Annotated in this window: 30 protein-coding genes; 6 read left to right on the top strand and 24 right to left on the bottom strand. The window is 66.4% G+C overall.

Annotated elements, in window-relative coordinates; genetic code table 11:
- The 13 genes from tnpB to GFD32_RS09260 form a co-directional block, all read right to left on the bottom strand.
- The coding region (tnpB, locus tag GFD32_RS20125) for an IS66 family insertion sequence element accessory protein TnpB (protein ID WP_163576284.1) at positions 1-175 on the bottom strand (175 nt) is incomplete at its 3' end.
- Positions 172-381 carry a hypothetical protein gene (locus GFD32_RS09315; RefSeq protein ID WP_163576283.1) on the bottom strand — a complete coding sequence of 70 codons (210 nt, stop codon included), beginning with the start codon at positions 379-381 and terminating at the stop codon, positions 172-174. The genes GFD32_RS09315 and tnpB, both read right to left, overlap by 4 nt.
- Before the next feature lie 306 nt (positions 382-687).
- The gene (locus tag GFD32_RS09310) at positions 688-1,986 is read right to left on the bottom strand and encodes an ATP-binding protein (RefSeq protein WP_163576282.1); all 1,299 of its coding nucleotides are present in this window, start codon (positions 1,984-1,986) and stop codon (positions 688-690) included.
- A gap of 107 nt (positions 1,987-2,093) precedes the next feature.
- A complete protein-coding gene (locus GFD32_RS09305) occupies positions 2,094-2,432 on the bottom strand; it encodes an AzlD domain-containing protein (protein WP_163576281.1) in 339 nt (112 codons plus the stop codon).
- 1 nt (position 2,433) lies between these two features.
- Complete coding sequence (locus GFD32_RS09300) at positions 2,434-3,156, bottom strand: AzlC family ABC transporter permease (RefSeq protein WP_163576280.1); 723 nt, start codon at positions 3,154-3,156, stop codon at positions 2,434-2,436.
- Complete coding sequence (locus GFD32_RS09295) at positions 3,153-3,683, bottom strand: helix-turn-helix domain-containing protein (protein WP_163576279.1); 531 nt, start codon at positions 3,681-3,683, stop codon at positions 3,153-3,155. Before GFD32_RS09295 ends, GFD32_RS09300 begins: the two co-directional genes overlap by 4 nt.
- A 120-nt stretch (positions 3,684-3,803) precedes the next feature.
- Positions 3,804-5,024, bottom strand: a complete 1,221-nt coding sequence (locus GFD32_RS09290) for an MFS transporter (protein WP_163576278.1) — start codon at positions 5,022-5,024, stop codon at positions 3,804-3,806.
- Between the two features lie 4 nt (positions 5,025-5,028).
- Positions 5,029-5,961 carry a hydroxymethylglutaryl-CoA lyase gene (locus tag GFD32_RS09285; RefSeq protein WP_163576277.1) on the bottom strand — a complete coding sequence of 311 codons (933 nt, stop codon included), beginning with the start codon at positions 5,959-5,961 and terminating at the stop codon, positions 5,029-5,031.
- Complete coding sequence (locus GFD32_RS09280) at positions 5,958-6,473, bottom strand: TRAP transporter small permease (protein ID WP_163576276.1); 516 nt, start codon at positions 6,471-6,473, stop codon at positions 5,958-5,960. Before GFD32_RS09280 ends, GFD32_RS09285 begins: the two co-directional genes overlap by 4 nt.
- Before the next feature lie 10 nt (positions 6,474-6,483).
- The gene (locus GFD32_RS09275) at positions 6,484-7,530 is read right to left on the bottom strand and encodes a TRAP transporter substrate-binding protein (protein ID WP_089688980.1); all 1,047 of its coding nucleotides are present in this window, start codon (positions 7,528-7,530) and stop codon (positions 6,484-6,486) included.
- A gap of 57 nt (positions 7,531-7,587) precedes the next feature.
- Positions 7,588-8,877: a TRAP transporter large permease gene (locus GFD32_RS09270; RefSeq protein ID WP_163576275.1), complete on the bottom strand. Its 1,290-nt coding sequence runs from the start codon at positions 8,875-8,877 to the stop codon at positions 7,588-7,590.
- Between the two features lie 10 nt (positions 8,878-8,887).
- Positions 8,888-10,105, bottom strand: coding sequence for a CaiB/BaiF CoA transferase family protein (locus GFD32_RS09265; RefSeq protein ID WP_163576274.1), 1,218 nt, complete (start codon positions 10,103-10,105; stop codon positions 8,888-8,890).
- A 36-nt stretch (positions 10,106-10,141) separates the two neighbouring features.
- Positions 10,142-10,855, bottom strand: a complete 714-nt coding sequence (locus GFD32_RS09260) for a GntR family transcriptional regulator (RefSeq protein WP_163576273.1) — start codon at positions 10,853-10,855, stop codon at positions 10,142-10,144.
- A 260-nt stretch (positions 10,856-11,115) separates the two neighbouring features.
- On the opposite strand from GFD32_RS09260, the gene GFD32_RS09255 reads away from it, so the two are divergent.
- Positions 11,116-11,877 (top strand): metallophosphoesterase, encoded by a 762-nt coding sequence (locus tag GFD32_RS09255; protein ID WP_163576272.1) that lies wholly within the window; start codon positions 11,116-11,118, stop codon positions 11,875-11,877.
- A gap of 13 nt (positions 11,878-11,890) precedes the next feature.
- Here GFD32_RS09255 and GFD32_RS09250 read toward each other — a convergent pair whose 3' ends face one another.
- Entirely contained in the window at positions 11,891-12,673 is a 783-nt protein-coding gene (locus tag GFD32_RS09250; protein WP_163576271.1) for a sulfite exporter TauE/SafE family protein, read from the bottom strand.
- Positions 12,673-13,245 (bottom strand): gamma-glutamylcyclotransferase, encoded by a 573-nt coding sequence (locus GFD32_RS09245; RefSeq protein WP_163576270.1) that lies wholly within the window; start codon positions 13,243-13,245, stop codon positions 12,673-12,675. Before GFD32_RS09245 ends, GFD32_RS09250 begins: the two co-directional genes overlap by 1 nt.
- Positions 13,246-13,465: 220 nt before the next feature.
- Between GFD32_RS09245 and GFD32_RS09240 the strand changes: the two genes are divergently transcribed.
- From GFD32_RS09240 to GFD32_RS09230, 3 genes are all read left to right on the top strand, one after another.
- The gene (locus GFD32_RS09240; RefSeq protein ID WP_163576269.1) at positions 13,466-13,792 is read left to right on the top strand and encodes a rhodanese-like domain-containing protein; all 327 of its coding nucleotides are present in this window, start codon (positions 13,466-13,468) and stop codon (positions 13,790-13,792) included.
- Positions 13,793-13,918: 126 nt separating this feature from the next.
- Positions 13,919-14,647 carry a tellurite resistance TerB family protein gene (locus GFD32_RS09235; RefSeq protein ID WP_163576268.1) on the top strand — a complete coding sequence of 243 codons (729 nt, stop codon included), beginning with the start codon at positions 13,919-13,921 and terminating at the stop codon, positions 14,645-14,647.
- A complete protein-coding gene (locus tag GFD32_RS09230) occupies positions 14,647-15,117 on the top strand; it encodes a phosphatidylglycerophosphatase A family protein (protein WP_163576267.1) in 471 nt (156 codons plus the stop codon). The genes GFD32_RS09235 and GFD32_RS09230 overlap by 1 nt, the downstream gene beginning before the upstream one ends.
- Here GFD32_RS09230 and GFD32_RS09225 read toward each other — a convergent pair.
- Complete coding sequence (locus GFD32_RS09225; protein WP_163576266.1) at positions 15,102-17,033, bottom strand: alkaline phosphatase D family protein; 1,932 nt, start codon at positions 17,031-17,033, stop codon at positions 15,102-15,104. The two genes, GFD32_RS09230 and GFD32_RS09225, sit on opposite strands and share 16 nt — an antisense overlap.
- Positions 17,034-17,138: 105 nt before the next feature.
- Between GFD32_RS09225 and GFD32_RS09220 the strand changes: the two genes are divergently transcribed.
- On the top strand, positions 17,139-17,705 hold the full coding sequence (locus tag GFD32_RS09220; RefSeq protein ID WP_163576265.1) for an NnrU family protein: 567 nt from the start codon (positions 17,139-17,141) through the stop codon (positions 17,703-17,705).
- Between the two features lie 7 nt (positions 17,706-17,712).
- Here GFD32_RS09220 and GFD32_RS09215 read toward each other — a convergent pair whose 3' ends face one another.
- Genes GFD32_RS09215 through GFD32_RS09205 form a run of 3 tightly spaced genes read right to left on the bottom strand, consistent with a single transcriptional unit; the run spans position 17,713 to position 20,098 of the window.
- On the bottom strand, positions 17,713-19,077 hold the full coding sequence (locus GFD32_RS09215; RefSeq protein ID WP_163576264.1) for a sensor histidine kinase: 1,365 nt from the start codon (positions 19,075-19,077) through the stop codon (positions 17,713-17,715).
- A complete protein-coding gene (locus GFD32_RS09210; RefSeq protein ID WP_163576263.1) occupies positions 19,074-19,739 on the bottom strand; it encodes a response regulator transcription factor in 666 nt (221 codons plus the stop codon). The genes GFD32_RS09215 and GFD32_RS09210 overlap by 4 nt, the downstream gene beginning before the upstream one ends.
- A complete protein-coding gene (locus GFD32_RS09205; protein ID WP_163576262.1) occupies positions 19,736-20,098 on the bottom strand; it encodes a PepSY domain-containing protein in 363 nt (120 codons plus the stop codon). Before GFD32_RS09205 ends, GFD32_RS09210 begins: the two co-directional genes overlap by 4 nt.
- A 127-nt stretch (positions 20,099-20,225) precedes the next feature.
- On the opposite strand from GFD32_RS09205, the gene GFD32_RS09200 reads away from it, so the two are divergent.
- Positions 20,226-20,702 carry a PepSY domain-containing protein gene (locus GFD32_RS09200; protein WP_163576261.1) on the top strand — a complete coding sequence of 159 codons (477 nt, stop codon included), beginning with the start codon at positions 20,226-20,228 and terminating at the stop codon, positions 20,700-20,702.
- Positions 20,703-20,832: 130 nt separating this feature from the next.
- Here the strand turns inward: GFD32_RS09200 and GFD32_RS09195 are convergent, their stop codons facing one another.
- From GFD32_RS09195 to GFD32_RS09175, 5 genes are all read right to left on the bottom strand, one after another.
- Positions 20,833-21,111, bottom strand: coding sequence for a hypothetical protein (locus tag GFD32_RS09195; protein WP_163576260.1), 279 nt, complete (start codon positions 21,109-21,111; stop codon positions 20,833-20,835).
- Positions 21,112-21,360: 249 nt separating this feature from the next.
- Positions 21,361-22,770 (bottom strand): ATP-binding protein, encoded by a 1,410-nt coding sequence (locus GFD32_RS09190; protein WP_163576259.1) that lies wholly within the window; start codon positions 22,768-22,770, stop codon positions 21,361-21,363.
- Positions 22,767-23,447, bottom strand: coding sequence for a response regulator transcription factor (locus GFD32_RS09185; RefSeq protein ID WP_163576258.1), 681 nt, complete (start codon positions 23,445-23,447; stop codon positions 22,767-22,769). Before GFD32_RS09185 ends, GFD32_RS09190 begins: the two co-directional genes overlap by 4 nt.
- The gene (locus GFD32_RS09180) at positions 23,428-24,609 is read right to left on the bottom strand and encodes a glycosyltransferase family 9 protein (protein ID WP_163576257.1); all 1,182 of its coding nucleotides are present in this window, start codon (positions 24,607-24,609) and stop codon (positions 23,428-23,430) included. The genes GFD32_RS09185 and GFD32_RS09180 overlap by 20 nt, the downstream gene beginning before the upstream one ends.
- A 141-nt stretch (positions 24,610-24,750) precedes the next feature.
- On the bottom strand, positions 24,751-25,272 hold the full coding sequence (locus GFD32_RS09175) for a cytochrome b (RefSeq protein ID WP_163576256.1): 522 nt from the start codon (positions 25,270-25,272) through the stop codon (positions 24,751-24,753).
- Positions 25,273-25,307: the final 35 nt, after the last annotated feature.

Here is a 25,307-nt window from a genome sequence, read left to right as displayed (position 1 = left end):
AGAACAGCAGCTTCACCTTGTCGCGCTGGCGGTTGCCGAACACGAACACGGCCTCCTCGAAGGGGTTGAGCTCCATGGCCTCTTGAACCAGCAAGGCCAGCCCGTCGATCTGCTTGCGCATGTCGACCGGCTCGCGGCACAGATAGACCCGCAGCCCGGTTGCCGGCCGGATCATGACGCCACCTCCACGGCAATGAAGCGTGCCGGCCGATAACGCGGCGGCACCGGCACGCTCTGCACCATCAGGCGTTGCTCCCAGGCCAGCAGCGCTGCCAGCTCCAGCCCTTGCTCCTCGGCATACTCGCTCAGCGCCAATTGTCGGGATGACGCATGAAACAGGTGGCCCAACCAATAAGCCTGCGTCGAGGTCAGATCGGTCATGGTGTCCTCCTTGCTATCGGATGACACCAGTCTGACGGACACTATTCAGCGGCAGAAGATGGGGTTGGTGGACCGGTTACGTACACCAGCGGTACACACACCAGCTTCCTGTGCTATCCTCAACTTTCGCTAACCTACTGATTCCAAAGAACTGTACCTTTCGCTCGATTACGGTTGCTTTTCCTTGCGTGTCAGTAACTTATTGTTTTAAAAGCGAACTCATAATCCCTTGGTCGCTGGTTCGAGTCCAGCTGGGCCCACCATCTTGCGGTATTGTCTCCTTCTGTCCACTGCTGCTGAGCAAGCTTACTGCTCCTGGCCGGTTAGCGCCTGCAACGCAGCCTCGCTGGAAATGGGCTCTCCGGGTTCTTCCCCCCACAGCATGCCGATGGGCACGGCGTAGCAGCCCGGTACCTTCAGCTTCAGGCAGTGGCGGCCGGTGTAGATCAGCATGCCACCCTGGAAATGCTTGCCGGCCTGGTCAGCGAGGCGAGCGAGACCGGCGGCGTCCTTGGCTTGCACGCTCGCGGCACGCTTGATCTCCACTCCCCACAGATCCTGGCCCCGTTCGATGACGAGATCGACCTCCACCTGATCCTTGTCCCGATAGTGGGAGAAGCGCAGCTCCGGATCGACCCAGGAGGCCTGGGCCATCAGCTGCTCGACTACGTGGCTCTCCAGCAGGGCGCCGAAGCGCTCGGCCTGGGTCAACCACTGGTCTGGTGCCAGCCGAGCCAGGGCGGCGGCAAGTCCGGTGTCGACGAGGTGCACCTTGGCGCTCTTGATCAGCCGTTTTGCCTGATTGCGATGCCAGGCGGGCAGCTGCCGCACCAGAAACAGCCGCTCCAGGATGCCGAGGTACTTGACCACTGTGCCGCGCTCCATCCCCAGCTCCTTGCCCAGCGTGCTGACGTTGAGCAGGCTGGCTGTTCGATAGGCCAGCAGCTCCATCAGGCGCTGCATGCCGTCCTCGTCCTGGATGGCGGCGATGTCCCGCACGTCACGCTGGATGATGGCGTTGAGATACTGGCGGTACCACTGTCGTGCCCGGTGGGGAGGGCGGCTGTTGGGTTCTGGGTAGCCGCCCTGGCAGATGATCTCCGGCGTGGGGGGAAGCGGAGCGGTGTCGGCCACCATCCTGGGTGTGAGTCGCCCCTCCAGGAGGCTGGCCAGCAGGGTGGACTGACTGATGTGTTTCTCCTGCTCGGCAAGCGGGTGCAGATAGATGACCTCCATGCGGCCGGCCAGGGAGTCCTGCGCCTTGGGCAGCAGCAGGAGGTTGGCGGAGCCAGTGAGGAGGAAGCGACCCGGCGAGCGGTCTCGATCCACCACCGACTTGATGGCCAGCAGCAGCTCGGGTGCCCGCTGGACCTCATCCAGGATGACGCGCTCCGGCAGGCTCTCGATGAACCCGAGGGGGTCCTGCCGGGCGGCCTCCAGCAGGGTAGGGTCATCCAGGTTCAGGTAGGTGCGCCCGGGCTCGATGCGCTGGGCGAGGGTCGTCTTGCCGACTTGTCGGGGGCCCAGCAGGCAGACCACCGGGGTATCGGCGAGCGACTCCACCACGCGGTCGCGAATCAGGCGTGGCAGATAGGGCGTGGCCATGTCTCGTCTCCGGCATCGTCCAATTGTTGGTTATTATAGCGTCCAATTGCTGGTTTATGAATCGTCCATTTGCTGGGTGAGAGACCGTCCAATTGCGTGTTTATGGCTTAACCGAGAACCGTCACCACCGCCCCATAGGCCGCCACGCCGGCGGCGATCGGCCAGCCGAGCGAGCGTAACCGCCACCACACGGCCAGGGTGGCGAGCACGCCAATGGCCGTGGCGAGCCAGGAGGTGGCATCGACGGTGGTCGGCACCAGGGAGGTGCCCAGCACGGCGGCGATCATCAGCGGGCCGAGGATGCCGAGCCACTGGGGCATGGCATCGAGGCCGTCGTCGCTGTCGGATCTGCCCAGGCGGCGCTGCATCCACAGCAGCGGCAGCATTCGCATCAGCAGGGTACCTAGCGCCGAGGCGAGCACGGCGAGCCAGAGAGCGGTACTCATGTCAGCGTCCTCGCGTTGTCGAGTCGAGCTTCACCAGGTAGAAGCACAGCGCCCCGCAGGCGGCGCCAAGGGGAATGGCGGCGTTGCTCAGGCCGTTCACGGTGAGCAGCAGGGCAATGGCGATGCTGCTGCCCAGCGCCACCGACCAGCGCCGATCGGTGAAGCGCGGGGCCAGCAGTACCAGGAACAGGGCCGGCAGGGCGAAGGGCATGATCTCGCCGAGCAGCGGCCAGCGTCGGGTCAGCTCCTCGCCGGCCACGGCGCCCAGCGCAGTGCCCCCGATCCAGCTGAACCAGGCGAGTAGTGCGGCGCCGGTGAACCAGCCGAGGCGCTGCGACGCCGGCAACTGCGGCAGGCGGGTATGGGCCAGGGCGAAGACCTGATCGGTCAGCCCGTGCATCAGCCAGGGCCAGGCGCGGCTCGCGCTCAGCCAGGGGGCGATGTTGGGGGCGTAGACTACGTGGCGCACGTTGATCAGCAGGGTCATGACGACCACCAGCCATAGCGGCGACCCTGCGGCGATCATGCCCACGAACAGGAACTGCGAGGCCCCGGCATAGACGAGCGTCGAGATGGCCAGCGCTTCCCAGGTGCTGAAGCCGGCCTGGACGGCGATCAGCCCGAAGGAGATGGCCACCGGCACGTAGCCGCCCAACAGCGGAATGGCCTCGCGCAGCCCGGCAAGCCAGGGGCGGGGCAGAGAACGAGTCGCTTGTTGGCTCATGGTGCGTCTCCTTCGTCGGTGTAGACGATGGTGAGCAGCAGGGTGGCCCAGGCGTCATCGGTGCGATAGCGGTGCGGGCGGTCGGCGGCGAAGGTCAGGCTGTCGCCGGGCCGCAGTTCGTGCAGGTCGCCCTCGGGGCCGGCCTCCAGGCGCCCGCTGATCAGGGTGAGCGACTCGCGGGCGCCGGGGGTATGCGGTTCGGCGTGGCGCAGGGTGTGGGGCGCGCAGCGCATCCAGTAGGCGTCGACCTGGGGAGATTCCTTGCCCTGGTCGATCAGCCGAACTTCCACGCCGTGCTCGCCCAGCGGCACGCTGATCGGCGCTACCAGGGTGCCGAAGGGCACGCCCAGCTGCACCGCCAGCCGCCAGATGGTATCCAGGGTGGGGTTGCCGTTGCCCTGTTCCAGCCGCGACAGGTTCGACTTGGCGATGCCGGCGGCGGCGGCCAGCTGCGAGAGCGACCAGCCGCGTTCGAGCCGCAGGGCCTGCAGGTGCTGGCCGAGGGTGCCGAGCGAGAGCGTATCCATGGGGTGCCTCGAAGTGTTCCTTTTAACGAACGTTCTATTAAAGGAACGGAGGCGCGTCAAGGGTGTGGTGAAAAGTGAGTGCCTCCGCGGCGAAGGACTGAGCGGGGCTCGGCGTGGTACTCATCGATCTCTGGAACCCGGGCTGAGTGGCCGGTCCGTCGTTTCCTCCGCTAGGGCATTGCGCGTCTGGTGAATCAGCCACAGCCCGATCAGCGAGACCCCGGCAAGCAGTGCGAAGAGTATGGTGTAGCGGCCGACGAGGCCGTGCAGCGCGGTGATCGCGGGCAGGCCAAGCAGTACGCCACCGTAGGTGAACACCAGGCAGCCGCCGGCGGCGTCGGCGATGCGGCCCGACGGGGCGAGCTGGGTGATCTCGGCCATGAAGACGCCGTTCCAGCCCAGCGAAGAGAGGCTCAGAAGGCACAGCAGGGTGGCGACGAGAAGATCGGGCCAGGCCGGCGTCATGAAGGCCACCAGCAAAGCGCCGGCCGAGGTGGTGAAGGCGATGATGGCGAGCGCCGTGAGGCGGTCGCCGAGTCGATCGCCTACCCAGCCCCAACCGATGCGCCCCACCACCCCGCTGACCTGCACGGCGGACATCACCAGCCCCGCCTCCACCAGGCCGAAGGACAGATCCTCCACCAGCAGGGCCACGGTGAAGGCCGAAACCGAGAGCTGGATCGCCGAGAAGCACAGGCTGAGCAGCGCCACGTTGCGCAGCGAACCCTGGCGCCACACTACGGCCAGCCCGGTGAAGGGCGTGGCCAGCCAGGGCGTGCGCGGGTCGCGCCGGTCGTCCCAGCCGGGGCGGGCGCGTTGCAGGGTGGCGATGCCGAGTGCCGCCAGCGCGGTGAGCGTGAGCAGCCCGGCCTGCCAGCCCACTGCCAGGGCAAGGGCCGGGGCGCTGGCGCCGGCGATCACTCCGCCTAGCGGTACGCCGGCCTGCTTGAGCGAGAAGATCAACCCGCGCCGCTCGGCGGGCGTGAAGCGCACCAGCAGCACCGAAGCGGCGGGGTTGGTCATGCCGTAGCCGAGCCCGGCGATCAGCGAGGCCAGCGCGAAGAGCGGCAGCGAGGGGATGGTCAGCAGCGCGGCGCCGCCGCCCAGCAGGGCGAGGGAGAGTTGGCTGGTACGGCACGGCCCGAGCCGTCGGGTGAGCGGCCCACCCACCAGTGCGGAGAGCATGGCGCCGGCGAAGATCAGACTGACCTGCAGGCCCACCGTGGCCGAGGAGACACCCAGCGCCGCGGCGAGAGCCGGAGCGATGGCCGCCGGGAACAGCGCCACCAGCGAGGAGAAGGCCAGCACCAGGGTGGTGGCCAGCAGAACGATCAGTGGCACCGGCTCAGCTCACTCGGTCGCGGGGCACCTGGCGCAGGTGGCTGGCGGTCTGGCCGCCGGGAAGGGCGGCGATCCGGTCGGCGGCTTCGAGCAGTGTCGGCAGGTCGATGCCGGTTTCCACCCCGCCGCCGTGCAGGGCATAGATGAGGTCCTCGGTGGCGGTGTTGCCGGTGGCGCCGGGCGCGAAGGGGCAGCCACCCAGGCCCGCGCAGGCGCTGTCCACCGCCGTGGCGCCGTGGTGGATGGCGAACAGCGCGTTGGCCACGCCCATGCCGAAGGTGTCGTGGCCGTGGAAGGCCCAGTCGAGCCCCGAGCGGACGTGGCGCTCGCGCAGTCGGGTGAAGTGGTCGGCCACCTGGTAGGGGCTGGCCCGCCCGGTGGTGTCGCACAGGGCCACTTCCAGCGGCAGATCGCCGGCCAGTTCGAGCGCCTTGCCGAGCACGCGGTCGACCGACTGCCAGGCGACGGTGCCCTCGAAGGGGCAGTCGAAGCTGGTACCCAGGTCGAGGCGCAACCGGGTGCCGTCGGTCTGGCGCAGGCGGTCGATCACCCGGCCCAGATCCTCTAGCGATTCGTCAGGGCTGCGCCGCACGTTGCTGCGGTTGTGTGATTCCGACACCGAGACCACGTAGACCACCTCGCGGATGCCGTGGGCGAGTGCCAGTTCGGCGCCCTTGAGGTTGGGTACCAGCGCCGAGAGGCGTACCCCGGGGCGGTCGGCGAAGGCCGCCACCAGATCGCCGGTGTCGGCCATCTGCGGAATCGCCTTGGGGCTGACGAAGGAGCCGATCTCCAGGCGCGTCACGCCGGCATCGAGCAGCGCCTCGATGCAGCGTCGTTTGTCGGCGGTGGGCAGCGGGTCGCGGATGGACTGGAAGCCGTCGCGAGGGGCGACCTCCACGATGGCCACCCGTTCGGGTGGCGTCAGCAGGGTCATCGGTTCATCTCCTCATCGGTGGTGCCTGCCAGTCTCGGGACGGCCGCCAGGGCGTCGATCAGGAACTGCAGGCCGAGCGCGGCGAAGCCGATCGGCAGCAGCGCATAGGGGTAGACCATGGGCGTGCCCAGCGAGCTCGATACGCGCTCGCCATATTCGAACGCTTGCAGGGCCATGATGCCGCCCCGCCACACCAGGATGGTGCAGAACACCACGCCGAGCACACCGGTGGCGAGATCGATGCCGGCGCGCACGCGCGGCGGGAGCCGGTCCTTGAAGTAGGTGATGCGGATATGAGCGTCGTGGCGCTGGGCTTCGGCGGCGCCGATCACGGCCAGGTAGACCAGCAGGAAGGAGTTGATCTCCAGGCTCCAGCTGGTCGGGGCCGAGAAGGCGTAGCGCATGATGGCGTCGTAGCAGATCGACGCCATCATGAACGCCAGCACCGCCATCGACGTCCAGCGCAGGACGGCCAGCAGGCCGTCCCAGCTGCGCATGGCAGTTGCCGTCATGTCGCTCTCCTCATGCCTTGCCCAGGGCCAGGTCGATGGCGCGATTGCCGACCTCTTCGCCGACTTCGCCGAGCCATTCGTTCCAGATGTCCTGAACGCCGGCGTTGAAGGTCTCGACATCCTCCTCGGTGGGTTCGATGATCTCGACGCCTTCCTCTTCCACCTGCGGCCAGTACTCGTTGGGGTAGATGTCGTTGTTGCAGTGGCTGATGAAGTTCTCGTCGTACCAGTCGGCGGCCTGCTGCAGCACGCCACGGACGTCGTCGTCGAGGTTGTCCCAGGTGTCGCGCAGCATGAAGGGCGCCACCGAGAAGCCGGTCAGAGGCAGCTTGTAGCAGTACTTCAGCTGCTCCTGCAGGCTGCGGCCGATGATCGTGGAGATGTTGAAGACCCCGGCATCCACGGTGCCGCGCTGCAGCGCCATGTAGGTCTCCGAGGAGGGAATGCGCGTGGCGCCCACGTCGTAGGCTTCCATGGCCTGGGTGGCTTCGTAGCTGACGATGCGAATCTTCTTGCCGCGCACCTCGTCGAGGCTGCGGATGGGGCTCTCCTCGGTGCTCCAGATGTACTCCGGCTCGAGAATGCCACCGCCGGAGGTGAGCAGGTAGAGGTTCTCCTCGGCCAGCACCTCGTTGATCAGCTCCATCAGCGGGCTGCCCTGACGCAGCCGCTCGGGGTGGCGGTAGAGCTCGCCCACTACGCCGGGCAGGCCGGTGACCCCGAGGATGGGCACCGAGCGGGTGATGTAGGAGAAGGTGTGGAACATGAAGTCGATGCTGCGCGCGCGCAGTGCCGGCAGCTGCTCGTCGGCCTTGAGCAACTGGCCGGAGTCGTGGAAGTCCACTGACAGCACGTCGCCGCCGTTCTCCTGGAGCATCTCGACGAAGCGGCTGGAGCCGTAGGTGAGCGCCTTGTAGGAGGGCGGCAGGTAGGTGACGCCGGTCATGGTGGTGGCGGCGCGGGCGTGTGGCATCAGCAGGCTCTGGGTGCCGAACAGGGTGGCGCCGGCGGTGGCGAAGGTGCCGTACTTGAGAACTTGGCGGCGTGAGAGGGTCATGGTGAATCTCCGTTTGTTGTTGTGACGAATCACGTCATCGACGTTGCAATACCGGGGTCACATCTGCCCCGGCAACCACAGGCTGAGGCTGGGCATGAACACGAACAGCATCAGCACGAGGAACTGCACGGCCACGAAGGGCAGCGCGCTCTTGATGATCTCTTCCACCGAAAGCTCGGGGCACACGCCGCGCAGTGCATAGAGGTTGAGCCCCACCGGTGGGGTGACCACGGCGATCTCCAGGTTGAGCACCATGACGATGCCGAACCACAGCGGGTCGTAGCCCAGGGCCTCGATCAGCGGCAGCAGCACGGGAGTGGTCACCACGATCAGCGACACCGCATCGACGATCATGCCGAGCAGGATCAGCAGCAGCATCACCGCCAGCAGAATCGCCCAGGCGGGCAGGCCGGTGGCGGTCAGCGCCTCGGTGAGCAGCTGCGGCACGCGCACCATGTTGAGGTAGTCGCCGAAGATCTTGGCGCAGCCGATGATCAGCAGAATGGCGCCGCTGATGCGCGCCGTGGTGGCGAGTATCTCGAGGAACTTGCGCCAGCTGAGACTGCGAAACACCAGGGTGGCGATCAGCAGGGCACCGGCGGCGCCGATGCCGGCGGCTTCGCTGGGCGTGGCCAGGCCCGAATAGATCGAGCCCAGCACGGCCACGACCAGCAGGGCGGCATGCCAGATGTTGGCCAGGCTCGCCCAGCGCTGCTTCCAGGTGAAGCGCTCCTCGCTGGCTGGCGCCTCGGCCGGGTTCAGGCTCACGCGAACATAGATGAACAGCGACAGTGCCAGGGCCAGCACGATGCCGGGCACGATGCCGCCGATGAACAGATCGGCCACCGAGACGCTTGAGACCGCGCCATAGATGATGAAGGGCACGCTGGGCGGGATCAGCATGGCCAGCGCACCGGCGCTGACCACGGCACCGGCGGCCAGCGAGCGGCTGTAGCCACGCTGGAGCATCTGCGGCACGGCGATGGAGCCCACGGCGGCGACGCCGGCCAGGCTCACGCCCGAGACGGCGCCGAACATCGCCGAGGCGCCCACCGAGGAGATCGCCAGACTGCCGCGCAGCCAGTTGAGCCAGCGAACCGCGGCGGTGAACAGGCTCGAGCCCACCGGCGTGGCGCCCAGGAAGTTGCCCATCAGGATGAACAGCGGCAGGGCGATCAGCTCGAAGGCGTTGAGCTGACCGAACAGCGAGGAGGGCGCGAAGAAAAAGGCCAGCGAGCCGCGGGCCATGTACAGGCCGAGCAGGCCGGAAAGTCCCAGCGCCAGGAAGATCGGGAAGCCGATGGCGATCAAAGCGATCAGCATGATCAAAACGATGACGGGATCCATGGCAGCCTCCTCAGATCACGCCGTCGGCGCGCAGGGCGTCGATGGCATCGTCGTTGAGGCCGACCCAGCCGGTGAGCACGCTTTCGGTGTGCTCGCCCAGCCGCGGACCCACGTGGCGCACCCGCCCGGGCGTGTCGGAAAGCCGCGGGAAGACGTTCTGCATGGGCAGCGGCCGCCCCTCATGGTCGGGCACCGCGACGATCGATTCGCGAGCCTGGAAGTGCGGGTCGTCGAGCATGTCGGGGGCGCGGTAGACCAGCCCCGCGGGCACCCCGGCCTCGGCGAGGATGTCGACGACGTGCTGAGCGTCGTGCTGGCGCGTCCAGGCGGCGACCAGATCGTCGATGGCCTGCTGGTTCTCGCCGCGGGCGCGGTGGGTGGCATAGTCGGGGTGGTCGGCCAGGCGCGGCTGACCCATCGCTTCGCACAGGCGCCGGAATACGGTGTCCTGGTTGGCACCGATGATCACGTCACGGCCGTCGCGGGCCGGATAGGCGTTGGAGGGGGCGATCTTGGGCAGAAAGCTGCCGCTGCGCTCGCGGATCTTGCCGGCCCGCGCATATTCGGGAATCAGGTTTTCCATCATCGCCAGCACCGACTCGAAGATCGTGCTGTCGACCACCTGGCCGCGACCGCTGCGGTCGCGCTGATGCAGCGCCATCATGGTGCCGAGGGCGGCATGCAGGCCGGCCAGGGTATCGCCGATGGAGATGCCCACCCGCACCGGTGGGCGGTCCGGATAGCCGCTCAGGTAGCGTAGCCCGCCCATGGCCTCGCACACCGAGGCGAAGCCGGCGCGCGAGGCGTAGGGGCCGTCCTGGCCGAAGCCGGTGACGCGTACCATCACCAGACCGGGGTTGTGACGCGACAGCCTGTCGTAGTCCAGCCCCCAGCGCTCCAGGGTGCCGGGGCGGAAGTTCTCGATCACCACGTCGGCCTGGCTGGCCAGCTCGCAAAGCAGCTCCTGGCCGCGCGGCTGGCGCAGGTCGAGTGTGATGGACTGCTTGTTGCGGCCGATGACGTTCCACCACAGCGGCTCGCCGCTGTCGGGATCCGCCTCGCCCCATTGGCGCATGGCGTCGCCCTTGCCGGGCGGTTCGACCTTGATCACCTGGGCGCCGAAGTCGGCCAGCACTTGGCCGCAGTAGGGGCCGGCGATCAACTGGCCGAGCTCGAGGACCCGAATGTCGTCGAGGGGTGTCGGGGATGTGCTGTCGTACGGAGTCATTGTTGTTGTGCTGCCTCTTTTGGATTCGGTCTGGAATTATTCGGAAGACGCCCCCGGGCCGTCGGGGGAATCGGGAAAACGGACGTGCAGGGCCTGGGCGGCCAGCAGGTGGGCGCGCATCACGTTCGCGGCCCATTCGGGGCTGCCCGCGGCGATCGCCTCGAGCATCTCGCGGTGATGGCGCATGCTGCGGCGCAGGTTGGTGAGGTCGTAGTTGCCGAAGTTGCGGCGGATCACCGAGGTGCGCACCACGCTATCGAGCACGGCGACCAGGCGCTGGTTGTCGCTGGCTGTGATCAGTTCGCGGTGGAAGTCGTGATTGAGGAAGGCGATTTCGTTGCGCACGCCGGGCTCGCGCTCGATGCGTTCGACGAGCGCTTCCATGCGGCCGGCCAAGGCTTCGAGATGCGCCAGGCGTGCGTTGTCCATGCGCTCGCTGGCCAGTTTCACGGCCATGGGCTCGAGCACCAGGCGCAGCTCGAAGACCTCGCGGGCGTCCTTCTCCGTCCAGGCCACCACCCGTGCGCCGTGGTGCGGGATCGCCTCCAGCCAGCCCTCGGAGACCAGCTCGCGCAGCGCTTCGCGCACAGGAGTGCGACTCACGTCGAGCTCGCGGGCCACGCTGGCCTCGCGAACGTATTCGTGCGCTCGGTAGTGGCCGTCGAGAATCCGCTGCTTGATCACGTTGTGGACCTCGGCGGTGGCGGTTCTTGCGACGCGAGGCGTCTCGGCGAAGGTGGGGCGATTCATCGTTTCCTCTAGAATTGCATGCAATTTGGACTATAGACGCGGGAATGTGCCGATTATTAGTCGACTTTGGTCTAAAATTGCATGCAACTTTGATTAGGTGACGCTCCCGCCCTCGTCCTGGCGACAATCGGAACCGGCGGGTACGGCCGACATCGCCGCGACGGGCTGTCATGGATGAAACATCGTCGCCGCGCCCTTCCGGACGGAACCGGAAGCCGGCATGCTGAGCCTGATACCGTGAGTGGAAAAGGAGCTTCGTCGTGAGACTCTGGGTCTTGTCGGATCTGCATCTCGAATACTTCGAGGAAGGGCGCGAGCTACCCGAGGTGGCCGCGGATGCCGTGATTCTGGCGGGCGACATCCATCGCCATGCCGAGGGGTTTGCGTGGGCGGTCGAGCGCTTCGGAGGGATGCCGATCCTGTACGTGCCGGGCAATCACGAGTTCTACGGCGCCTCGATGCCGGCGATGCGTCGCGAAATGGCCGAGATGGCGCAGCGCTTGGGCATTCATCTGCTCGACAACCGCTCGCTGACGCTGAATGGCGTGCGCTTTCATGGCACCACGCTGTGGACCGACTTCGCCCTCTACGCCGACGAGCCCGATCATGACCCGCTGGCCACCGAGGCGCAGGCGCGCTGGCTGATGCCCGATTTCCAGATCGTCGAGCAGCCCGAAGGCGAGGTGTTCAGCCCGGCGGAAAGCCGGCGCCTGCATGCCGAGGCCAGGGCCTGGCTCGAAGCCGAGCTGGCCGAGCCGTTCGCGGGGCCCCGAGTGGTCATCAGCCATCATGCGCCCCTGGCGCTGTGCATTCCGCCGCGCTACCGGGGCGATTCGTTGTCGCCGGCCTTTGCCTCGCACCTGCCCGAGCTCATGGGGCGGATGGACCTGTGGATCCATGGTCACGTGCACGAGCCGGTGGACCGCGACGTCGCCGGCACCCGGGTACTGGCCAATCCCGGCGGTTACCCGGACGAGTTCGAACCGCCGCTGTTCGTCGCCGACCGGGTGATCGAGGTGTGAGCCCGGGTTCTGTTCAGCCGGCCGGGCTGAGCAGCCCTACCATACTCACCAGGATCAGCACGCCGCCGAGCACCCGGAAGTAGAGGTTCGTACGGCTGGCGATCATGTAGCGGTGGGCCCGTTCGCCGAGCAGGTGGCCCGCCAGGGCGCACGGCAGCAGCCACAGGTGGTGAACGAGCTGCAGGTCGACGCCGGCGATCAGGAACGACACCATCTTGATCAGCACCAGGATGAACCACAGCACGAACAGCGTGTCGCGCAGCTGGTGGGCGGCCACGTGGGTGGCGAACACGGCGACGATCAGCGGTGCGCCGATCAGCGAGGTACCGCTCACGTAGCCGCCGAGCGCCAGCAGGACGGCGTCCACGTAGCGGTTGTTGCTGCGAAACGGTTTGTCGAGCACGTAGCCGATGGCGTAGACGATCACGATGGCGAAGATGATGCTGGTCATCACGTGGCTGGGCAGCGTCAGCAGCCCGACCACGCCGATCAGCTTGGGCACGATCATCACCTTCATCGCCTTGAGCAGATAGCGCCAGTCGATATTGCTTTCCGTAGGAGCCTGGCCACCGTTGTCTTCCACCAGTTGGCGGTGGCCGCGCCAGGCGATCCAACTGGAGAAGATCAATAGATGCACGGCGATGAGCGGCAGGAACACCAGCGGCCGGTCATGCACCAGCAGCAGAAAGGGCAGCGACAGCACCGCGCCGCCGAAGCCGAGGCTGGTGCGCACGAACCCGCTCCACACGAAGACCAGTCCGATCAGCAGGTACTGCCATAGCTCGAGCCCGCCCATCAGCGCGCCTCCGCGTCGAGTCGGGTGGCCAGGGCGAAGACGTGGTCGTCCTCCACGCCGAGATCGTTCAGGGCAATGGCGAGATTGAGCAGGTAGTCGCGATTGGCGCCGCTGGGCCCGTGGGACGCGGCGATCTGCGCGGCGATGGCGTCGAGCGGCGCTTCACCGAGGAAGGCGGCGTTGTCGGGTCCGGCCAGGTAGACGAGCCCCTCGGCGCTGTCGTTTTCGGCGTCGTCGAAGTGCAGCCGGACGACCTCGCGCAGGTAACCGTTCTTCTCGCGGACGTCGAGGGGGGCAAGCACCTCCGGCGAGATGCGATAGGCCATGCCGTGGCAACGCTCACCCGGCTGGCGCACCAGGGTCACTACCCGGCCCGGCGACTCCGGTGTGCCGCGGTGGTCGTGCGAGCCCTGCCAGAAGCGGCGCACCCAGCCGTGGATATGGGCCGGGCGTCGCTCCCGATAGGGGAAATCGGCTTTCCAGATCAGCGAGCCATAGCCGAACAGCCAGATGGCGTCGTGGTCGGCGAAGGGATTGCGGTGTCGGGTGTCGCGGGTGGTATCGAGCGTCATCGTCGGGGAATCGTTTTACGAGTGTTGGGACTGCGATCTTGCCAGGCCCGCCCCCACGAATGCACCCGGCACGCGTGCGCATAGGGCTGGAACTTGGTGGCAGGTTGCCGGTCACACATGATGAGAGGCAAGAAAAGGCATTGGAAATTAATGCTTTGTCTATATTTCGAGGCAGTAAGCCAGCACGATGAGTATCTTCGTGTTGGTACAGGAGGTGTTCATGAAAGCGATCACTCGCGATGACCTCAAGATCATGAACGAAACCGAGCATGAGGATTTCGTGCTCATCAACGTGTTGCCACGCGAGGCGTTCAACAAGCAGCACATTCGCACGTCGATCAACCTTCCTGCGAAAGACGACAACTTCGTCGAGAAGGTCGAAGAGGTCGTCGGCAGCAAGGAGCGCAAGGTCGTCGTCTACTGCGCCAACTTCGATTGCGACGCTTCCCCCAAGGCGGCCAGGAAGCTGGAAGACGCCGGTTTCACGCAGGTCTACGACTACGAAGGCGGAACCCAGGACTGGTTCGAACAGCGCGAAGCAGCCTGACCGACACAGTGACGGCGACACCCCGACGGGCGGCTCGCATGAGCCGCCCGTTTTCTTGCCGTCGACGCTGCGGCAGGGTGGGGGTATCTTGACGTCGACAGTGTCTTTTCTCGCTAAGGAGGTGCCATGAACGCCAGCAGGATTCTCGATCAGTTGATGCAGCAGGCCGGTGGCAAAGGCAAAGGGGGCGCCGGCGGCGTGGACGTGAAAGGCATGCTCGATGGGCTATCCCGTCAGCTGGGCGGTGGTTCCGGCAGCGGAGATTCGGCCGGCCGGAGCGGGTCGGGCGTGGATGTGAAAAGCCTGCTCGGCGGTGGCGCCCTGGGCTTGCTGGTGGGTTCCAAGCGCGGGCGCAAACTGGGTGGCAAGGCGCTCAAGTACGGTGCCATTGCCGGGGTGGGCGTGCTGGCCTGGAAGGCCTGGCAGAACTACCAGGGCAACGCCGGCGGCGGCAGCCAGGCCCAGGAGGGCGAGCCGGTGGAGCAGCTGGGAGGCGAGGCCCGCGAGCGGCGCAGCCTCGAGCTGTTGCAGGCGATGATCATGGCGGCCCGCGCCGACGGCCACATCGACGCTCAGGAGCGCGAGCTGATCACCCAACAGATCGATGCCCTGGGCGCCGATCAGCAACTCCACGACTGGGTGGCGCAGCAGATGCAGGCTCCTCTCGATGCCCAGGCGCTGGCGCGCCAGGCCGATTCCTCGCAGGCAGCCCGCGAAATCTACCTGGTCAGCGTGGCGGTGATCGACGATCAGAATCCCATGGAGCGTGCCTGGCTCGACCAACTGGGCCAGGCCCTGGCGCTGCCCGAACGCGTGACCGCCGAGCTTGAGCGCCAGGCCGTCGAGGCCGGCTGATGGGCGACCCGCTATTGTGGCTGGCCAGTGGTTTGGGCCTGGGGGACTCGCCCTGGGCGGCCGGCACCGTCGGTTCCCTGCTCGGCGTGCCGCTGGCCTGGTGGCTGCTGGGGCGCTCGTGCCGCCGGCAGTTGGCGATCGTCGGCATCCTGCTGGTGGTGGCGGTGCCGGTTTGCCACCTGGCGGAGCAGCGGCTGGGCGGCAAGGACGATGGGCGTATCGTTCTCGACGAGATCGTTGCCTTTCCAGTGGCCGTACTCGGCCAGGGGGCGGCACGTCATCCGTGGGCCATGGCCGGTGCCTTCGTCGTCTACCGCGCCTTCGATGGCGCCAAGCCGCCGCCGGTCAACCTGACAGAGGCAGTGCCGGGCGGGGCCGGCATCGTGCTCGACGATACCGTGGCTGCGGCCATGACCTGGCTGGTACTGGCCGGCGGTCTGCGACTGTGGCGGCGTCAGGCTTCATTCTGACGGCTGGGCGGGAAGCGCACGTCGAAGCCACGGGCGTCGAGCTGGAGAATCGCGTGGGGGCGGCCCTGTTCGTCGAAATCCACCAGCCCGATGCCGCTGCCGTTCCACAGCCGCTCGCCGGCCTTGGCGCGGTCCGGATCCCGCGGTCGGATCGACATGCGCCGTCGCTTGGTGAACCAATTGAGCGGCGAGCGTGGCGAGTAGAGCCAGCGGTTGGCGCGATCGAACCAGTCCAGCAGGGTATCGGGAAAGGCGTTCTTGATCCCGCTGGAGGTGATCTGCCAAAGCCGTGGGCCCGCACGGCGCTGCCGCACCCGGATATCGTAAGCGAATGAGTAGTGAACGTCGCCGGAGAGGATGACGTAATTGCCCGGCGTGCGCGAGTGGCGAAGGATGTTGAGCATCACGTTGGCCGCGCCGCGATGGGCCATCCAGTTTTCGGCATCCACCAGTAGCGGCTTGCCGGCCACGGTGAAGAGTTTCTGGATACCTTCGATCAGCTTGACGCCGAACATCGGGGCCGGTGAGACGATGATCACCGATGGCATATCGAGCAGCGCCTGCTGGAAATCGCTCAGTGCCTCCCAGTCCATCAACCCGGAAGGACGCTTGGGGTTGCGCTCGCTGCGCCAGCGGCGGGTACGCGTGTCGAGGATGAGCAGCGGCGGGTCTCCCGGCACCTCGACTTCCCACCCCTGGAAGCGCAGCAGCCTGCGTATGACGGCGTCCTGGTCTTCGGATGGCAGCCAACCGTCATTGTCGGCGGCGGTGTCGAGCAAACGTCGGGCATCCGCCAGCAGCGTATGCAGCCGCCGTGGTTCGTTGCCCCATCCCTGACACAGCAGATAGGCCAGCAAGGCATTGCCGATGATGCGTCGTGAGAAGGGGTGGCCGTAGGCGGCTTGCTCCCAGTCGGCGGTGAGGTTCCAGTCATCGGTGACGTCGTGGTCGTCGAATATCATCAGCGTCGGCAGGTGAGCGAGCAGGCGGGCAGCGGCCGGCAAACCCGCGACGAAGCGCTCGATGATCGCTTCTTCATTGCCAAACAGGGCTGCCCGAGTGTCGTCCAGCTTGGGCGTGACAGGCGCGATGAGCTGCCAGGGCGTGGGCGACCAAACCAGCAGGTACATGGCGATGACCTCGGCGAAGGTCATCAGGTGGTTGTGCGCGTTGGCCGAGGTGAATACCGGCTTACGCACGCCGCCGAAGAAACGCTCGCGCAGGGCGGCGCTGCTTTCGATATCGGGTAGGAGCGCCTCGCGGCGATAGTAGGTGGCTTCGGCGACGTAGAGGGCCTGACTGTCGGCGACCGTGGCGCCTTCCAGGCTTTCGTCGAACAGCTCCAGCCGGTGAATCAGGGCGTGGATGGCGGTGAGCATCGGCCCCGCCACGTCGTCGGCGTAGACTTGGTCACCGGTCATCAGCAGCCAGGCGGGTCGCTCCGCCGGTTTGTCGTGGCGTTCGGCCAGCCAGGCGTCGGCGCGTACCAGGCCGTCCGGCCCGTCGTGGTGAGGTTTGCGGCAGGAGCCGTGGAGCAGGCGGTGATGGCGTGCGGCAAGCACGAAGTCGGGATGTGCCGCGCCTTCGTGTAGCAAGTGCGGTGCCCAGTCGGCGATGCCGGGTTCGCCCGGGGCATCGTTGATCTTGAGGTCGTAGGCGATGGGCACGCCGGTGGGCAGGGGCGTGGCAAGGCTGACATCGATCAGGTGCAGCCAGGCGTGGCGGCCCACCGGTAGGCACTGCAGGCGCTCTTCGCCCAGCGCCAGGCGGCGCGGCGGCGCTCCTTCCGGACGTACCATGAGAGTGAGCTCCAGCGATCTCGAACCCACCAGCCACAGCGTCAGGCGATCTGGAGCCAGACGCCGAAGGAGGGGGCCGCAGAGCACGTCGGGTAGGGGCGGTGGGGTCGAAGTCATCAGGCTCCTCGAAGTCAGTGGCTGGCTATCCGGGCTGGCGGCACGTCGATCAACGGACTAGGCTGGCAGCGTTTCGTTCTCGACTGTCCGATGGAGGCGTTGTCCATGCTGGTGATGATTCTGGGGTTGGTGATCTTCTTGGGGGCGCATTCGGTACGCATCGTGGCCGACGATTGGCGTAGCGCACAAATCGCACGACTGGGCGAACTGCCCTGGAAGGGGCTCTATTCGCTGGTGTCGATCGTGGGGCTGGCCATCGCCATCTGGGGCTACGGCCAGATGCGTCTCGACCCCGTTTGGGTGTGGCAGCCGCCGGTGGCGCTGCGCCATCTCGTGGCCCTGCTGATGATCCCGGCTTTCATCCTGCTGGTGGCTGCCTACTTGCCCGGCAATGCGCTCAAGGTCAGGCTTGGCCATCCCATGATCCTGGCCGTGAAGGTCTGGGCCTTCGCCCACCTGCTGGCCAATGGCCGGCTGGGCGACATCGTCTTCTTCGGTGCCTTCCTGCTGTGGGCAGTCTTCGATTTCCGCGCTGCGCGGCGTCGTGGCCGCCCAGAGCGGCCCGCTCCGCGGATGGCTGCGACCATCGCTACGCTGATCGTTGGCGTGCTCGCCTATTACCTCTTCGCCTTCCATCTTCATGTCTGGGTGACCGGCGTGCCAGTGATGTAGGGGGTCATCAGCTCAACGTGGCCTCCGGTCGCGTCGGCAGCCAGACATGGGCGGCCAGACCGCCGAGCGGCGAGACGTCGAGGCGCAGGCGGCCGCCGTAGAGATTCGCCAATTCGTTGACGATGGCCAGGCCAAGGCCGCTCCCGGGGTGCCGTTCGTCGAGACGGGCACCGCGTGCCAGGGCCTGTTGGCGCTCGCTGGCACTCATGCCAGGGCCGTCGTCCTCGATCATTAGCCACACTCCGTCAGCATCGCTGCCGCCGCTCAGCGAGACGCGACGGCGGGCCCAGCGCAGGGCATTCTCCAGCAGGTTGCCGGCCAGTTCCTGCAGATCCTGGGGGTCCATGGGCACGCTCAGGGTGCTGGGCAGTGCGGTGTCGAGGACGATGTTGCGACGTGTCGCCAGCCGGCCGAGCCCCTCGAGTACCGGGGCGAGTGTGTCGGCGACGGCAATGCGGCGATTCAGGCCGCTGGCGCCTGCTGCAGAGGCACGGGCCAGATGGTGGCGAACCGCCTCGTCGATGCGCGAGAGTTCGGCTTTCACGCGGTACCGGGAAGAGGCTTCGAATCCTTCGGCGAGGGTGTTGAGTACGCTTACCGGCGTTTTCAGAGCATGGGCCAGATTGCCGGCGGCGTGGCGGGCGCGCTCCATCAGTCGACGGTCGCGCTTCAACACGCCGTTGATGGCGCCGGCCAGGCGCGCTAGCTCGTCCGGCAGGTCAGTGTCGAGCGTTTCGCGGGTACCGGTTTCTACGGCCTCGAGGTCGCTCTGCAAGCGGCGCAGTGGCGCCAGCCCCCAGTGCACTTGCAGGGCCAGAGTCACGAGCAGCAACGCTCCCACGCCGACGAGGGACACCACCAGGCGTGTCATGAACCCGTCCAGAGTGGCATCCAATTCCTCACGGGAGACGGCCACGCTGATGTGCAGGGGTGTCTCGAGCGGTGCCAACTGGATGTCGCGCTCGATGATACGCAGTGGAATCCCGCGGGGGCCGGTCAGGTTGCGGAAGGCGATGTCGTCGTGAGTGCGGGTGGGTAGACGCTGGTCCCAGAGCGAGCGCGACGTGAGATGGTTATCGTTGCCGTCGCTGATCTGCCAGTACCAGCCTGAAAACACTTGCTCGAAACGCGAGTCGCCAAGCGCCGTGTCGTGTTCCAGACGTTGCGTGGTCTCGTCGTAGCGAAGGCCGGCAATCACGACGTTGAGCAGTGATTCAAGGCGCTCGTCGAAGGCTGCAGTGGCTGACGTGGAAAAGTGATGCGCCAGCCCGGCACCGGCCAGGGGGAGAGTGACGAGCGTGATCAACAGGGCCGCCGCCAGCAGACGGATGGCGATCGGCGCTGTGGCCAGGGATAGACGGCGATGGCTCATGAGGTCGCGTCGACCAGCCGGTAACCCAGGCCGCGCAGCGTTTCGATCCGCGTCGTGCCGAGCTTGCGGCGCAGGCGGCTGATCTGCACGTCGATGACGTTGGAGTCGGGCTCGTGGTCACGGTCGTAGACGTGCTCGGCGAGTTCGCTGCGACTGACCACCCGCGGTGCGGCATGGGCGAGGTAGGCGAGCAGCCGTGACTCCTGGGCGGTCAGGCTGACCGGGCGTCCGGCCAGCGTCACGCTGCCGGTATGGGTGTCGAAGGCCAGCTCGCCGATGCGTAGCACGGGGTGGGCATGACCGTGGCTGCGACGAACGAGTGCATGCAGGCGGAACAGTACTTCGGCCGTCTCGAAGGGCTTGGTAACGTAGTCGTCGGCGCCTGCCGAGAAGCCGGCGGCCTTGTCGTTCCAGCGGGTTCGGGCAGTGAGCACCAGCACCGGCAGCTCGATGGCGTCCTCGCGCCATTCGGCGAGCCAGCGGTTGCCGTCGCCGTCGGGCAGGCCCAGGTCGAGGATCACCGCGTCGTAGCGTTCGGTGCGCACCAGAAAGTCCGCCTCGCCGCCTGTGCCCGCCTGCTCGACCAGCATGCCGGCTTCGCCGAGGGCCGTGCCCAGGGCCTCGGCGAGAGCCGCATCGTCTTCCACCAGCAGCATCTTCATTCGTCGCCCCCTTCGCGCTGCATGGCGTTGATGTTGACGCCCTCCATGCCGATGAGCTCGCCGCTCTCGGCGTCGAACTCGAACTCAACGACCTGCCCCTGAGGGCCGAGCATTTCCACCTCGTAGCGCAACTCGCCATCGTCTCGTTCGAGCTCCACTTCCAGCACCTGCCCGCGGTAATGCGTTTCCAGCCAGTCGAGAATGTCGGGCAGGGCAACCAGGCGTCCTTGACGTACCTCTTCGTGGAGGTCATGCCAGTGTTCGTCGGCAAGCGTAGGCAGGGCCAACGCCAGTGCTGCGGCCAGCAAGGTCAGCGGCAGAGTGAGCGGGCGAAATAAGCGGGCATATCGAGAGTTCATGGTGGGTAGGATGCCAGTTCGAACATGAATACAGCATGAACGGCGCCGTCAGCTCAGGGCAAGGTGGCCGGTGATACAACGGAGCGGCACCCATCAACGGGGCACCAAAAGAACGGAGGTAGTACCCATGACACGCAAGACGATTCTGACCACTTCCCTGGCCACCCTGCTGCTTGCCGCCGGCGCGGCTCATGCTGACGATGACCGACGCCTGCTGGTGGAGCGGTTGGACGGCGTGCTGGAACAGGCCGCGGCTTTCGGCTTCACCCACTACCAGGAGATCGAGGTCAAGCGGGACGAGAGCGTGGAGGTCGAAGGCTGGCTCGACGACGAGTGGCAGGCGGAAGTGCGCCTCTCGCTGGCGAGCGGCGAGAGCCTCGAGGAAGAGCGCAAGCGCCGCGAGGGCGGTGCCTGGGGTATGAGTGAAGCGGACGTACGCCTGGCCATGGAGAGTGCCGTGGCCGAGGGCATGGCCGAGTTCGCGGAGCTCCAGGTCGACCGCGACGGGCGCATCGAGATCGAGGGCTACGATGCTGACGGCCGCGAGATCGAGGTGAAGAGTCGCCAGGGTGAGCGCGCCGTCATCGAGGTGGAGGTCGACTGACCCCCTTTCGCTGGGGCGCGGTCCCGTCGATTCCTTCATCCACGCGGCGGGCCCGGTGCGATAGACTCGTGTCGGGCCCGTTTCATGATGAAGAATTCCCATCAGGCTCGATACGGCTGCTAAGGCCGTCTCAGGCCATGAAATGAAAGCCTGCCAGGGTGATCAGGCTGGCCAGTATCAGGCTGTTGGCCTCCTCCAGCCTCTCCTCATCCCACCAGCATCCATGGTGCAACAGCGCGACCGCCGCGGCTCCGAGGCTGACCAGTCCAAGCGGTAGTTCTATTGGCTCCCAGCCAGCCCCCAGCACGCCCACGGCCAGCAACAGCACGCCGGTCGAGATCAGCAGGGCGACCCAGCCCAGGGGCCTCCTGGAGGATGAAGCCGAGTCGAAGGTGTCGATCGTTGCCATGTTCACAGGGGGGGCTCCTTGTACCGGTCGACGGCAGTATTGCCACTACCTGTGATGCTGGCGGCATTCTCTTAAGGCTTGCTTAAGTGGGGATGACCGCTTGGTGACATTGCCGCTTGGCATCAGCGCCAAGACGCCTTGCTCGCCGACAACCGTATCCACACCCTGCTCATCGAGCCGTACAAGCAGCGGCCTGAGTTCTGACTCCGTCCCTTGGGGCCGCCAGAAGATCTGGCACTGTTCGTGGGATCATCGCGTGGAGAACGAAGCGGGATTCGCCCGGCTGCGGGGCAATGTCGCCTCGACACGTAAGCCGCCGCCGGGTGCTTCGTCCAGGGTGAGCCGGCCGCCATGGCGGTCGATCAGGCGCTCGACGATGGAGAGTCCGAGGCCGGCACCGGCCCCTGGGCCGAGGCGATGGAAGCGTTCCAGGACGCGTTCGCGTTCCGCTGCGGGAATGCCGGGGCCCTGGTCGTCCACGCACAGGGTCAGGCGGATGTCGTCGGCCTTCAGGGTGACCATCACGGCGCCGCCGTCCGGGGTGTAGCGAAGGGCATTGCCGACCAGGTTCTGTATCAGGGTGCCGATGGCGCCTGGCTCGGCCTCGAGGTGCCAGTCGCTTGCTTCATCGGCCTTCAATTCCAGTGTCTGATGGCGTTCGATGGCCAGTGGTGAAAGCTCGACCAGCGCTTCGCGGACTTCGATCAGCAGGCTGGTTTCGGGGAGCTCGGTCGGGCCTTCTTCCTCTTCGGGGTCCAGGCGAGCCAGGGTCAGCAACTGGGAGACCAGCCGGATGGTGCGGGCCACGCCCGAGCGCAGTTCCTCCAGCGCCTCGCGGCGGTCATTGGGGGTTTCGGCGGACAGGGCGTTCTGAGCGTGCAGATCGAGTAACGTCAAAGGCGTACGCAGCTCATGGGCAGCGTCGGCAATGAAGCGCTTCTCGCGCACTCGCAGCCCACGGATGCGTTCCAGAAGGCGGTTCAGCGCGTCGACGATGATGGCCAGTTCGAGGGGCAGAGGGTGTACTTCCAGCGGCTGCAGGTTGTGCGGGGTGCGGTGGCGGATTGCCTCTGCAAGACGCGACAGCGGGCGAAGGCCCCAGCCGGTTGCCCACCACAGCACCATCACCAGCAGTGGCAGACCGATCAGGTCAGGCAGCAGGGTGCGCAGGGCCATGGCGCGGGTCAGCTCACCGCGCACGTCGCTGCGCTCGGCCACCATGACCCGGCGCGACGAGTCGGCGACATCGAGCACGTAGACCCGCCAGTCGCGATCCGCCACTCTGCTGTCGACGTAACCCGGGGGACGGTCAGTAAAGGGCTCCGGCGGGGCGCTGGCCGAGCGCAGCACCAGGCGCCCTTCCTCCCACAGCTGGAAGGCCAGCTTGCTCTCGTAGCGGTGGCCGGCGAAACGTTTGTCCGACTGCTCGGCGCGCAGCAAGGCGCTCTCCAAGCTGGCCAGTAAAGCTTTGCGCTGATCGTCCGGTAGCGGCGCCTGTACCAGGCCCTCCAGCAGGCGTGCGCTCTGGGCCAGGTTGGCGTCGTAGAGCTCCTCTATCTCATGGGCAGCATAGCGATAGCTGACCAGGCCGATGGCCAGCATGCTGACGGTGAAGGCCAGGATCACCCATCCCAGCGTACGGCGGCGGATGGAGCTCATGACGACACGCCTCGCGGTTCCTTGTCCATCACGTAGCCGATGCCCCGCAGGGTGCGGATGAGCTCGGGGAATAGCTTGCGCCGCAGGTGATGGACGTGGACCTCGATGGCGTTGCTCGCCACGTCCTCGTCCCAGCCGTAGACCAGTCGGACCAGGGTGTCGCGGGTCAAGACCCGCCCCGGATGGCTCATGAACTCTTGCAGCAGGGTGAACTCTCGCCGCGACAGCTCGACGGGCTCGTCGAGATAATGCACGTCGTGGGTAGCGGGATCCAGGCGAATGCCGCGGCATGCCAGCACGCTGCTGACTTGTCCCTGGCTACGCCGCAGCAGAGCGCGTAGACGGGCCTTGAGCTCGGCGACTTCGAAGGGTTTGACCATGTAGTCGTCGGCGCCGACATCCAGACCGGCGATGCGGTCGTCGACGGCGTCGCGGGCAGTGAGCACCAGCACGGGCACACGATTTCCACGCTGGCGGATCGCTTCCAGCACCTGCATGCCGTCCAGCCCCGGCAAGCCCAGGTCGAGGACGACCGCGTCGAAAGGCTCGTCCCCCTGCAAGGCGGCCAATGCCGTGTCGCCGTCAGCCAAGTGGTCCACGGTGTAGTGCTCGGGCTTGAGGGCCAGGCGGATGCCCGAGGCCAGGCTCGGATCATCTTCAACCAGCAGAATACGCATGGGGGGTGTCGTTACCTCCTGTCGGATGGGCCGACTCGACTCTTGTCAGGCTTGGCGTGAGGCGGCTGCCGTGGTCACGCACCGAAAGCGGTAGGCCTGGGCTCGGTACGGTGCTGGCCTGCTCGATGACCTCGGCTGGGGTAGGCCGAAAAAGTACCAGATCGTTGGGCCCTTGCGGGGCGAATTTGCGAGACCCCTTAACCTGGAGCAAGGCCAAGATAGGGATCTCCAAGGCGGCGGCCATGTGCATGGGGCCAGTATCCGGAGTGATCAGGCGGCTCAGGTTGGCCAACACAGCCAGAAAGTCTCGCAGCGGCATCCGAGGCAGTACGCGACCGAATTCGCCGCAGGCACTCTTCAGTGGCGTGTGCAGGGCCGCCTCTTCCGGACCCAGCAGCACGAGATGGGGCTGTCGGCGCTGCTCGAGACCTCGCAACAGTTCCAGCCAGAACTCGAGCGGCAGGCGCTTGTCGAGATGGCCACCGACGAAGATGCCGATGGGAGCTTGCTGCCCCGAAAAGCCGGCCAGCCTGGCGGCAGCGCAACGACGTTCCCGCTCGGACACCACCAACCAGGGACGAGAGGCACACGCCAGCCCCAGGCTGGCTGCCAGCGAGCTGGCCAGTTCGTGGGCATGCGGTGGTGACGCATCGCTGACCCAGTCATGGCTCGCTGCCAGGCGGCCGCGCTGCCCCAGGCTCTGCCGTGCGCCGCACAGCTGGATGAGCAGCCAACTCGTCAGTGAACCCTCGCCGATCTGGACAGCCAGGTCGTATTTCCGCCGCCTGAGCCGAATCAGCAGCTGCACCAGTTTCCAAGGACGAACCAGCATGCTTCGACTCAAGGCGTGATAGCGGGCCAGTGGCATGCCGTCGAATAGCTCACGAGTGGTGTCGGTTCCAAGATAGTCTATCTCGATCTCCGGCCGACCCTCGGCGAACGCTTGGATCAATCGGGCCCCGATGACGGCATTGCCGATACGGAAATTGGGGCGTACCAGCAGAACGTGCCTTACACCCGCCAGAGTATCGGGGCTTGCCGGCCGGGGTGGCCGGGAGCGCTTCGGCAACGCTCGGTAGATCCAGGTCTTGAAAGCTCTTTCGAGGCGCCGCCCCAAGCGGCGCATGGCAGTATGCCGGCGCAGGTAAGTGAATGGAAACATGCGAGCCCCCTGTGTGGACGGAGGCTGCACTGTCGCCGAGCTGACTTAAGGCATCCTTATGTCGTGCACTGTCCTGACGATATTGTCCTGGCGCCTGTCCACCGCCGGGTGCTGTACGACCCAGCCGGCGCCAGGACTCGCTCATGCCATACGCTTCAGCGTTCTGTCCGCCAGCAGGAACTGATGAGCGAAGGCGGCGAGTACATGCCCGCCGATTGCCAGCCACAGCAGGTTGGCGAGGACTTCGTGGGTTTCCTCGAAAGCCTCCTCGAGCCATTCGATCTCGGGGCCGGCAGGAACGAGTGATAGCCCGAAGACGTCGATGCCATGGCCGCTTCCCCAGGCGGCGAGCACTCCACTGACCGGAATGAACAGCAGCAGGGCGTAGAGAGCCAGGTGGCCGAGATGGGCGGCGAGGCGCCAGTGGGCCGGTGGCAGTGGGCGGCCGCGGTTGTACCAACGCCAGACCAGCCGGAACGCCAATAGGGCCAGCAGCAGCATGCCGATGCTCTTGTGCAGGTCCATCAGGCTGGCTTTGCCGAGGTGTTCAAGAGCCTCCATCCAGAGGTCGCTGGCCAGCATGACCAGAACTAGCACTGCCATGGACCAGTGCAGTGCGCGGGAGACGAGGCCGTAGCGGTGTTCGGTGTCGAGCCAGTTCATGGGATCACTCCTCGTTGGGTAGGAACGGACGTGAT

The sequence above is a fragment of the Halomonas faecis genome (assembly GCF_010993975.1).
GTDB classification, from domain to species: Bacteria; Pseudomonadota; Gammaproteobacteria; order Pseudomonadales; family Halomonadaceae; genus Halomonas; species Halomonas faecis.
This window is presented reverse-complemented; position numbering and strand designations above follow the sequence as displayed.